10 protein-coding genes (1 of these 10 cut by a window edge) are annotated in these 10,001 nt (G+C 65.3%); 7 read left to right on the plus strand and 3 right to left on the minus strand.

Annotated features, from left to right (window positions below; all coding sequences use genetic code 11):
- Positions 1-64: 64 nt before the first annotated feature.
- Complete coding sequence (locus tag QMZ05_RS01330; protein ID WP_353699127.1) at positions 65-874, plus strand: alpha/beta hydrolase; 810 nt, start codon at positions 65-67, stop codon at positions 872-874.
- A gap of 188 nt (positions 875-1,062) precedes the next feature.
- Here the strand turns inward: QMZ05_RS01330 and QMZ05_RS01335 are convergent, their stop codons facing one another.
- Positions 1,063-1,518, minus strand: a complete 456-nt coding sequence (locus tag QMZ05_RS01335) for a carboxymuconolactone decarboxylase family protein (RefSeq protein WP_050425634.1) — start codon at positions 1,516-1,518, stop codon at positions 1,063-1,065.
- Between the two features lie 110 nt (positions 1,519-1,628).
- Between QMZ05_RS01335 and QMZ05_RS01340 the strand changes: the two genes are divergently transcribed.
- From QMZ05_RS01340 to QMZ05_RS01360, 5 genes are all read left to right on the plus strand, one after another.
- Positions 1,629-2,495 carry a sigma-70 family RNA polymerase sigma factor gene (locus QMZ05_RS01340; protein WP_353699128.1) on the plus strand — a complete coding sequence of 289 codons (867 nt, stop codon included), beginning with the start codon at positions 1,629-1,631 and terminating at the stop codon, positions 2,493-2,495.
- A 64-nt stretch (positions 2,496-2,559) separates the two neighbouring features.
- Complete coding sequence (locus tag QMZ05_RS01345; protein ID WP_353699129.1) at positions 2,560-3,816, plus strand: M20/M25/M40 family metallo-hydrolase; 1,257 nt, start codon at positions 2,560-2,562, stop codon at positions 3,814-3,816.
- A 360-nt stretch (positions 3,817-4,176) separates the two neighbouring features.
- Positions 4,177-4,851, plus strand: coding sequence for a GntR family transcriptional regulator (locus QMZ05_RS01350; RefSeq protein ID WP_353699130.1), 675 nt, complete (start codon positions 4,177-4,179; stop codon positions 4,849-4,851).
- A gap of 50 nt (positions 4,852-4,901) precedes the next feature.
- On the plus strand, positions 4,902-5,702 hold the full coding sequence (locus tag QMZ05_RS01355) for a phytanoyl-CoA dioxygenase family protein (RefSeq protein WP_050425629.1): 801 nt from the start codon (positions 4,902-4,904) through the stop codon (positions 5,700-5,702).
- Between the two features lie 113 nt (positions 5,703-5,815).
- Positions 5,816-7,123: a Gfo/Idh/MocA family oxidoreductase gene (locus tag QMZ05_RS01360; RefSeq protein ID WP_353699131.1), complete on the plus strand. Its 1,308-nt coding sequence runs from the start codon at positions 5,816-5,818 to the stop codon at positions 7,121-7,123.
- A gap of 239 nt (positions 7,124-7,362) precedes the next feature.
- Here QMZ05_RS01360 and QMZ05_RS01365 read toward each other — a convergent pair whose 3' ends face one another.
- A complete protein-coding gene (locus QMZ05_RS01365) occupies positions 7,363-8,442 on the minus strand; it encodes an NAD-dependent epimerase/dehydratase family protein (RefSeq protein ID WP_353699132.1) in 1,080 nt (359 codons plus the stop codon).
- A 306-nt stretch (positions 8,443-8,748) separates the two neighbouring features.
- On the opposite strand from QMZ05_RS01365, the gene dctP reads away from it, so the two are divergent.
- Positions 8,749-9,837, plus strand: coding sequence for a TRAP transporter substrate-binding protein DctP (gene dctP, locus QMZ05_RS01370; protein WP_353699133.1), 1,089 nt, complete (start codon positions 8,749-8,751; stop codon positions 9,835-9,837).
- A gap of 84 nt (positions 9,838-9,921) precedes the next feature.
- Here the strand turns inward: dctP and QMZ05_RS01375 are convergent, their stop codons facing one another.
- A protein-coding gene (locus tag QMZ05_RS01375) for a hypothetical protein (RefSeq protein ID WP_353699134.1) crosses the window boundary here: on the minus strand, positions 9,922-10,001 show its 3' portion. 532 nt of this gene lie beyond the right edge of the window; 80 of the gene's 612 nt are visible here — the last part of the coding sequence; its start codon lies beyond the right edge, outside the window; the stop codon is at positions 9,922-9,924.

Raw genomic sequence — 10,001 nt, forward strand, 5'->3', positions numbered from 1 at the left:
CACCCGAATTCCGTGGGAACTTCGGCCAAATCAACAACATCTCTGCCCCTCCGCGAGCCCTCAAATGCACAGCCTCCACGTCAACGGTTTCGACATGCCCTATCTCGATATCGGACAGGGCCCGCCGCTGGTCTGCGTGCATGGCTCGCTGTGCGATTTCCGGATCTGGTCGGCGGTGCTCGGCCCGCTGACGCGCCACCATCGCGTAATCGCGGTCAGCCTGCGGCATTTCTTCCCGGCGCATTGGGACGGCGTTGGCGACACCTATTCGATCGCACAGCATGTCGACGACGTGATCGCCTTCATCGAGGCCTTCGATACCAAACCGGTCGACCTGATGGGGCATTCCCGCGGCGGCCACATCTGCTTCCGCGCCGCGCAGCGGCGACCGGACCTGCTGCGCAAGCTGATCCTGGCCGAGCCCGGCGGCGAGCTCGACGAGAGCCTTGATCCGGATTTCAAGCCCGGCCCCTCGCCGCTGGCGGCACGCTTCGCGGCATGTGCGGCGGAAATCGCCAAGGGCGATATCGACGGCGGTTTGCAGATCTTCATGGACGCGCTCGAAGGCCCCGGCGCCTGGAAACGGATTCCGGCGACCTCCAAGCAGCTGCTCCGCGACAATGCGACCACGTTGATCGGCCAGACCCGCGACCAGCGCCCGCCATTCTCGAAGGCCGACGCGGAGGCGATCAAGACGCCAACGTTGTTCATCGGCGGCGCGAACACCAAGGGCGTACTGCCGAAAGTGCTGCACGCCCTCGCCGCCAATGTAAGGGGTTCGCGTACCGAGATGATCCCGGGCACCACGCATCCGATGTTCGAGCAGGCCCCGCAGCGTTATTGCGAGATCGTCCTGGAGTTCCTGGCGGCATAGGCAGTGCCCCCTCTCCCCTTGTGGGAGAGGGTGGCGCGATGGCGCGCAGCGGCATCGTGCCGGATGAGGGGTTCTCTCCGCGGAGACAGACCCCTCACCCGGATCGCATCGGTCGATGCGATCCGACCTCTCCCACAAGGGGAGAGGTGCAGTGAGCGAGCGGCACGAGCGGAAGGCCTCTAACCCGCTCACACCTTCCACGCGCCGACCGGCTGCCGCACGGCGACATTCAGCCGATTCCAGACATTGATCGCCGCAATGCCGAGCACCAGGGACGCGAGCTGCTGCTCGTCGAAATGCTTGGCAGCCTCGTCCCACACCGCGTCCGTCACCGGGTCCTCACGGTCGCTGAGCCGGGTCACCGCTTCCGTCAGCGCCAGCGCGGCCCGTTCGGCGTCGGTGAAATAGGGCGTGTCGCGCCAGGCACCGACCGCGAACAGCCGCTCATCGGTCTCGCCGGCGCGCCGGGCGAGTTTTGGGTGCATATCGACGCAGACGCTGCAGCCGTTGATCTGGCTGGCGCGCAGATGGACTAGCTCGAGCAGCTTTTCCGGCAGTGCCGGCTTGGTGCTCTCGCTGAGCGCCTGCAGCGCCTTCATGGCATCGGGAACGACCATCACCGGGTGGTTCATGCGGGCTTTCATCATATTACTCTCCTGATTTGCCTTTTGACGCCGCCGCGCCGATCTGCTGTCACATCGGCCGGGTTTCGTTCGTCATGGCCATGACGGAGCGGACCAAGGGAATGTGACCGATGGACGAGAAAAAATTTCTGGCCGAACAGTTCGAGGCCAACCGGCCGCGCTTGCGGGCGGTGGCCTACCGCATGCTGGGCTCGACCGCCGAGGTCGACGACGCCGTGCAGGAGGCCTGGCTGCGGCTCGGCCGCACCGATGCCGCTGCGGTCGACAATCTCGGCGGCTGGCTGACCACGGTGATCGCGCGGATCTGCCTCGACATGCTGCGCTCGCGCAAATCGCGCCGCGAGGAGCCGATCGGTCCGCACGTGCCGGAGCCGATCGCGGACAATCCGTCGGAGCGCGAGACCGAGATGGCTGACTCCGTCGGCGCGGCGTTGCTGGTGGTGCTGGAGACGCTGGCGCCGGCCGAGCGGCTGGCGTTCGTGCTGCACGACATGTTCGCGGTGCCGTTCGAGGAGATCGCGCCGATCGTCGGGCGCACACCGGCCGCCGCGCGGCAACTCGCCAGCCGCGCCAGACGCCGCGTGCAGGCCACGCCGCCCGCGGCGGATGCCGATCTCAGCCGGCAGCGCGGCATCGTCGAGGCCTTCCTCGCCGCATCCCGCAACGGCGATTTCGAGGGGTTGCTCGCAGTGCTCGCGCCCGACGTCGTGGTGCGCGCCGATCAGGCGACGCAGCGGCTCGGCTCGCTGCCGGTCATCCGCGGCGCCACGGCTGTGGCCCAGAGCTTCAAGGGACGCGCGCAGGCGGCAAGGCCGGCGCTGGTCGACGGCGAGATCGGCGTTGCCGTCATCTTCGGTGGCAAGCTGCGGATCGTGCTGCGGGTCACGATATCGGGCGACAAGATCGCGGCGATCGATGCGACGGCCGATGCCGCAGAGATCGAGACCTTCGATGTCGAGGTGCTCGATCGCAGCTGACGCGGCTGGAGGCAGCCAAGTTGCGATGCTAGGGTCTCCCTGCATTCATGCTGGGAGGACAATCATGAAACTATCCGTCAAATTGCTCGCGTCGGCCGGCGTGCTCTCGCTCGCCCTCGCCTCGTCCTCCGCCCTTGCCGCCGCGGATGAAAAGCTGCGCACGGCGGCCGAGCAGGCCCAGCCGGCGGTGATCGAAAGCCTGCACGATATGGTGTTGATCGAGTCAGGCTCCAGCGATGTCGAAGGCCTGAACAAGATGGCCGACTACACCGAAGCGCGGCTGAAGGCGCTCGGCGCCAAGACCGAGCGGCGCAAGACCACGAAGGGCGCCGGCGCCGACATGGTGATCGGCACCCTTAACGGCACCGGCAGCAAGAAGCTGATGCTGATCGCGCATATGGACACGGTCTATGAGCACGGCATCCTCGACACCCAGCCCTACAAGGTCGACGGCAACAGAATCTATGGACCCGGCATTGCCGACGACAAGGGCGGCATCGCCGTCATCCTGCATTCCCTGAAGATCCTGAACGACGCGGGCTGGCGCGACTACGCCAAGCTCACCGTGTCGTTCAATCCGGATGAAGAGGTCGGCTCGGTCGGCTCCGGCGAGATCATCGCCGAACTCGCCGACCAGCACGACGTGGTGCTGTCCTGCGAGCCGACGGTGGCGCCGCCGGTCGCCAAGAATGAAAGCCTGCTGCTCGGCGCCAGCGGCACCGCGACCGGCACGCTGGATGTGAAGGGCAAGGCCTCACATGCCGGCGCCGCGCCGCAGCTCGGCCGCAACGCGCTGATCGAGCTCGCGCATCAATTGCTGCAGACCCAGGACGTCGCGAAATCAATTCCGGGCACGCAGCTGAACTGGACCACCGCGAAGGCCGGCACCGTGCGCAACCAAATCCCCGATCATGCCTCTGCCGGCGCCGACATCCGCCTCACCATTCCAGACGGCGTCGCGAGGCTGCAAGCCGCGCTCGACGAGAAGGTGAAAGACAGACTGATCCCGGACACCGAAGTGAGCGTGAAGGTCGTCGCGGGCCGCCCGCCCTTCGTCGCTGACGATCGCGGCCGCGCGCTCGCCAAGCAGGGCCAGGCGATCTATGCCGAGCTCGGCCGCACGCTCGATATTGCGGAAATGACCGGCGGCGCGACCGACGCCGGCTACGCCGCGCGCAGCGGCAAGGCGATCGTGGTCGAAAGCTTCGGCCTCGCCGGCTGGGGCTATCACGCCCGCGACGAATACATCGACACCAACTCGATCGTGCCGCGGCTCTATCTGATGACGCGGATATTGATGGAGCTGGGCAAGGCGAAGTAGCGGGGCGAAAGCGCACAACGGCATCGCGTTGAGACGGCAGCGCCAGTCTTTCGCGCCGGCGCACCCGCGCCCCTCTCCGCCGACGGTCACTTGCGGGGAGGCCCGTCGCCAAAATATCGAAAACAACCCCATGCAAAGGAGCCGGTGGCCGGCGTTCGACCGGCGACTTGATGCTTCGCTGAGCGATTGTGGCTGGCTGATCGCCGGAACCGATGCGCACGCAGGCACGTTCAAATCTCATAAAATTACGTTATATCAATTACTTATCTCTACCGCGAATTGGAGCCTTGACCGCGCGCACAACCGGCAGTAGCTTCCTTTTCGAATACGGAATTCCGTATTCCAAATTGGACGATCGGCATGATCCCATTGGACCCGCTTCCGAACCTCATCGACCAGGTCTACGGGCGCCTGCTCGAGGCGATCATCGACCGCACGTTGCTGCCCGGCCAGCGCGTCACCCAGAACGAACTTGCGGAAAAGCTCGGCGTCTCGCGCCAGCCGATCTCGCACGCGCTGCATCTGTTGCATCGTCAGGGCCTGGTCGCGGAAAGCGGCAAGCGCGGCTTCGAGGTGACGCAGCTCGATCCGCAGCGCATCCGCGAGCTCTATGAAGTCCGCGGCGCCATCGACGCGCTGGCGGCACGGCTTGCCGCGACGCGCGTGAAACAGGATGCCACGGCACGCGCGCGGCTCGAAAGCGCGCTCGAAGCCGGACGCGCGATCGACGACAACGCGCCGCTGGCGCGCCTGATCGCGCTCGACGTCGACTTCCACAGCGCGATCTATCGGCTCGCCGGCAATTCCGCGATCGAGGAAATGATCGCGCCGCAATGGCCGCATATGCGCCGCTCGATGGCGACCGTGCTCGCCGAACTCGATTACCGCGACAGCGCCTGGACCGAGCACGAGACCATCGGTGCGCATATTTTCTCCGGCAATGCGGATGCTGCGGAGGCTGCAGCGCTGGCGCATGCGCAGACGGCGGGGCGGATGACGGAAGAGAAGCTGAGGGCAATCGACGTGGCGGCGTGAGCAAACAAGCGCAGCCATAAGAGACAAGATAACAACAGGAGGAAAGCACCATGAAACTGACCCAAGAGCAGGTCGAATTCTTCCACCGCGAAGGCTGGCTGTTCCTGCCCGAGCTGTTCAGCCAGGAAGAGGTCGACTTCCTCGCGCGCGAAGCCGTCTCGATCTATGACGCCAACCGCCCCGAGGTATGGCGCGAGAAGAGCGGTGCGCCGCGCACGGCATTCGCCGCGCATCTCTATAACGAGGCGTTCGGCACCCTCGGCGCCCATCCGCGCATGATCGACCCGATCGAACAATTGTTCGGTGAGAAGGTCTACATGCACCAGTTCAAGATCAATGCGAAGGCAGCCTTCACCGGCGACGTCTGGCAGTGGCACCAGGACTACGGCACCTGGAAGCGTGACGACGGCATGCCGGAGCCGCGCGCGATGAACATCGCGATCTTCCTCGACGAGGTGATGCCGATCAACGGTCCGTTGATGCTGGTGCCGCAGAGCCAGACCGCGGGCGATCTGAAGGCGTCGCACGATCTCGAAACCACATCATACCCGCTGTGGACGCTGGACGAGGAGACGGTGACGCGTCTGGTGAAACAGGGCGGCATCGTCGCCCCGACCGGCAAGCCCGGCGGCATGCTGATGTTCCACGGCAATCTGGTGCACGGATCGAGCGGCAACATCACGCCCTACCCGCGCAAGATCGTCTACCTGACCTTGAACGCGGTGTCGAACTACATCCGTACCCCGACGCGGCCCGACTACATCGCGCACCGCGACTTCACGCCGATCCAGACCGTCGCCGACGACGCGCTGCTGCGGCTCGCCCGTGCGCCGCGGCAGGCGGCGGAGTAATATCCTCCGATGTCGTTCCGGGGCGCGCGAAGCGCGAACCCGGAACCTCGAGATTCCGGGTTCGACGCTTACCGCGTCGCCCCGGAATGACCCTTTTTTTCCCGGAAAACATCATGAACCTGCACCACCTCCTCAAAACCCGCGCCGCCGCCGGCAAGCCGGTGCGCGTCGTCCTGATCGGCGCCGGAAAATTCGGCTCGATGTTCCTGTCGCAGGTGCCACATACCCCGGGGCTCGAGGTGCCCGTGATCGTCGATCTCGACCGCGAGCGCGCCCGCGAGGCCTGCCGCACGGTCGGCTGGGACGACGCGCGGATCAGCGCGACCACCTTCACTGACGACGGCGCGCGCGCGATCGCCGGCGGCGCGTTCGATGTCGTGGTCGAAGCGACCGGCAATCCGGCGGTCGGCATCCGCCACGCCCGCGCAGCAATCGCCGCCGGCAAGCATGTCGTGATGGTCAATGTCGAGGCCGACGTGCTGGCCGGCCCGCTGCTCGCCGAAGAGGCGCGCAAGGCCGGCGTGGTCTATTCGCTCGCCTATGGCGACCAGCCGGCGCTGACTGCGGAGATGGTCGACTGGGCGCGCGCCACCGGCTTTCGCGTCGTCGCCGCCGGCAAGGGCACGAAATACCTGCCGGCCTATCACGACGTGACGCCGGAAGGCGTGTGGCAGCATTACGGGCTCACCGCGGGCGAGGCGCAATCCGCCGGCATGAATCCGCAGATGTTCAACTCCTTCCTCGACGGCACCAAATCCGCGATCGAGATGGCGGCGATCGCCAATGCCTGCACGCTCGACGTGCCGTCGGAAGGCTTGCTGTTTCCGCCCTGCGGCGTCGACGATCTGCCGCATGTGATGCGGCCGCGCGAGGCGGGCGGCGTGCTGGAGAAGTCAGGCATTGTCGAAGTGGTGTCGTCGCTGGAGCGCGACGGCCGTCCGGTGTTTCGCGATCTGCGCTGGGGCGTCTATGTGGTGCTGGAGGCGCCGAACGACTATGCCGCCGATTGCTTCAGGCAGTACGGCCTCAAGACCGACGCGTCCGGGCGCTATGCGGCGATGTACAAGCCCTATCATCTGATCGGGCTGGAGCTGAACATTTCGGTGCTGTCGGCGGCGCTGCGCAACGAGCCCACCGGACAGCCGCGCGGTTTCCGTGGCGACGTCGCGGCGGTGGCGAAGCGCAATCTGCGCGCCGGCGAGATGCTCGACGGCGAAGGCGGCTACACGGTGTGGGGCAAACTGATGCCCGCCTCCGCCAGCCTCACCGCCGGCGCACTGCCGATCGGGCTCGCGCATCGGGTCAAGCTGAAGAATGACGTCGCCCATGGCGCCGTGGTGCGCTGGACCGATGTCGAGGTCGACGAGAGCAACGACACGATCAAGACCCGCAAGGCGATGGAGCAGGCGTTTTCGCGGTAGAGCTCAGCTCATAGCAGGGACGCTCTTGACCTCTCTCCGCGCTTTGCGGGGAGAGGTCGGATCGCATCGCAGATGCGATCCGGGTGAGGGGCGAGGCACACGGCTCAACAAGCAGCGAAGTGCTCGCCGGATGGAAGCCCCTCACCCCGCCCTCTCCCCGCATCCGCCTTCGCCCGAAGGCGGGCTTCGGCGGACAAGAGCGCGGGGCGAGGGAGACGAGAGAGCGGCGCCCGATCGGCTCACGGCAATAGCCGGCTCGCCTTCGCCAGCTTGAACCACTTCCGGAACATCACCTCGGTATCCATCATCTCGGTGAAGCCCGCCTGGTTGATCTTCACTGTCGACACGATCGACGGCGGACCGGATTCAGTCTGCCCGTAGCGCATGCTGTAGTCGGCATATTGGAACGACAGGCCGACGAACTCTTCCAAACCCGGCGCGATCAGATCGTGCTTCCTGCGCAGTTCGTCCCACAGTGCGATCCATTTCGGATACTCCTGCGCCAGCGACAGCGGCGCATGCTTGCCCGGCGCCATCTCGAGTGCGTCTGCGACCGCGGGCCAGATATTCTCCCAGGTGAAGACGTCGCCATTGGTGACGTTGAACGCTTCATTGCGTGCGCTCTCGGCCTCACCGGACCAGGCGATCGCGCGCGCCAAGAGATCGACGTCGACCGCCTGCGCGACGCGCGGCGCACCGCCGGGATAATCGAGCGGCTTGCCCTGTGCGCGCAGCACCGCCGCGTAGACGCCGAGCGGCGGGATCAGGTCCATCGCACCGCCCATGGCTTCGCCGATGATCAGCACCGGGCGCAGGATGCTCCAGTGCCAGCTTTTGCCGCGCTGCAGCTCACGCAGGAAATTCTCCTGCGCCCAATAGAAATTCGGCTGCTCGTACATTTCCGAGCGGCCCTCGCGCGCCGGCACCGTCAGCGGCCGGACATGCACGCCATAGGCCTTGGTGCCCTGCAGCAGCGCGACATGCTTGAGATCAGGCGCGACCGGTTCGAGCACGCCCATCAAATTGCGCAGCATCCGGTCGTTGGTTTCGATCTGGCCGGCGTCGCGCCAGCCATCGACCAGGCTGGGCGCCTCATAGAGCGCGGCATAGATCAGATGGGTTGCGCCGGCGAGTTCGGCCGCAGCGCGGCGGCAATCCTCGGCGCTGGTCAGGTCGATTCGCACAAGCTGCGCGCCGTAGAGGTCGCGCGGCTTGCGGCGCGACAGCGCGATGCGCTCGCAATCGGCGGATGCGCCGAAGTGTCGCAAGGCGGCGCTGCCCACGAGGCCGGTCGCGCCGGCGACCACCTTGTTGGCCATGTCCTTGAACTCCCATCAACTCACCCGCCCTGCGTAGCAGATCGCGACGGAGCCGGCAGCCATCGCCGCGGGTATCAGATGAGACCAACAGCAGATCGTCCTTCGCAGCTGCAACGAAGCCAGGCGCTTGATTTCCGCCGGTAAACCATCATCCTGACCGCCGGAACCGGAAGCCCGGATTTCCACACAAGAGCCCGTCGAGGGCCACCGGACACATTCATCACAGCAACGTCGATCGATCGGCGAAGAAAGACGGCACCAAGATCGTTCCCCTTGTCGAGGCATCGGCACACAGGAGGGAATTGCATGAAGCGTCGTGATTTCTTGAAGGCAGGCGGCGTCGGGCTGGCTGCAACGGCGGTCGCTGCACCCGCGGTCGCGCAATCGATGCCCGAGGTCAGGTGGCGGCTCGCGGCAAGCTGGCCGAAGGCACTCGATACGCTCTATGGCGGCTGCGAATTCTTCTGCAAGCGCGTCGCCGAAATCACCGACAACCGATTCCAGATCCAGTCATTCGCCGCCGGCGAGATCGTGCCCGGCTTGCAGGTGCTCGATGCCGTCTCCAACGGCACGGTCGAGATGGGCAACACCGCGCTGTATTATTACTGGGGCAAGAATCCCGCCTTCACCTTCGGCACGTCGCTGCCATTCGGCCTCAACACGCGCCAGCATATTTCCTGGCTGCAATGGGGCGGCGGCAGCGAGCTGATCAACAATTTGCTCGGGGAATACAACTGCGTCGGCATTCCGACCGGCTCGACCGGCGCCCAGATGGGCGGCTGGTTCCGGAAGGAGATCAAATCGATGGCGGATTTGCAGGGGCTGAAATTCCGCGTCGGCGGCTTCGCCGGCACCATCATCGCCAAGGTCGGCGGCGTGCCGCAGCAGATCGCCGGCGGCGACATCTATCCGGCGCTGGAGAAGGGCACCATCGACGCCGCCGAATGGGTCGGGCCCTACGACGACGAGAAGCTCGGCTTCGTCAAGGTCGCGAAGTTCTACTACTACCCCGGCTGGTGGGAAGGCACCGGCCAGGGCCACAACGTGATGAACAAGGACAAATGGAACGCGCTGCCGAAGCATTATCAGGCTGCGATCCAGGCCGCCTCCGAAGACACCTTCACCTGGGTCACCGGCAAATATGATGCGGTCAATCCGCCGGCGCTGAAACGCCTGATCGTGGCCGGCGCGCAGCTGCGGCCGTTCCCGCAGGAAGTGCTGGAAGCCTGCTACAACGCGGCCAACGAGATCTACGCCGATCTCGCCAAGAGCAATCCGCATTTCGGCAAGATGTATGCGAGCCTGTCCGGCTATCGCAACGAATCGCTGGCCTGGATGCAGGTCGCCGAGCTGTCGTTCGACAGCTTCATGATGCGGATGCGCACGCGGACCTGAGCAATAGTCGATTTCAGATAAAAAAAGCCCCGGAGATTTTTTTCCGGGGCTCATTTTTGATTCAGGTCTGATTCGGACCGCGGCTCAGTTGTCGTCGCTGCCGCCGAACTCTTCCATCAGCTTGTCGTAGCTCTTGGTCACGAGATCGATGTTGCCCTTGTTCT

The sequence above is a fragment of the Bradyrhizobium sp. INPA03-11B genome (genome assembly GCF_040446015.1).
Lineage (GTDB): Bacteria > Pseudomonadota > Alphaproteobacteria > Rhizobiales > Xanthobacteraceae > Bradyrhizobium > Bradyrhizobium macuxiense_A.

Coding starts and splice junctions, on each gene's coding strand:
- QMZ05_RS01330 (WP_353699127.1), top strand. CDS start 65: ATGCACAGCCTCCACGTCAACGGTTTCGACATGCCCTATCTCGATATC.
- QMZ05_RS01335 (WP_050425634.1), bottom strand. CDS start 1,518: ATGAAAGCCCGCATGAACCACCCGGTGATGGTCGTTCCCGATGCCATG.
- QMZ05_RS01340 (WP_353699128.1), top strand. CDS start 1,629: ATGGACGAGAAAAAATTTCTGGCCGAACAGTTCGAGGCCAACCGGCCG.
- QMZ05_RS01345 (WP_353699129.1), top strand. CDS start 2,560: ATGAAACTATCCGTCAAATTGCTCGCGTCGGCCGGCGTGCTCTCGCTC.
- QMZ05_RS01350 (WP_353699130.1), top strand. CDS start 4,177: ATGATCCCATTGGACCCGCTTCCGAACCTCATCGACCAGGTCTACGGG.
- QMZ05_RS01355 (WP_050425629.1), top strand. CDS start 4,902: ATGAAACTGACCCAAGAGCAGGTCGAATTCTTCCACCGCGAAGGCTGG.
- QMZ05_RS01360 (WP_353699131.1), top strand. CDS start 5,816: ATGAACCTGCACCACCTCCTCAAAACCCGCGCCGCCGCCGGCAAGCCG.
- QMZ05_RS01365 (WP_353699132.1), bottom strand. CDS start 8,442: ATGGCCAACAAGGTGGTCGCCGGCGCGACCGGCCTCGTGGGCAGCGCC.
- dctP (WP_353699133.1), top strand. CDS start 8,749: ATGAAGCGTCGTGATTTCTTGAAGGCAGGCGGCGTCGGGCTGGCTGCA.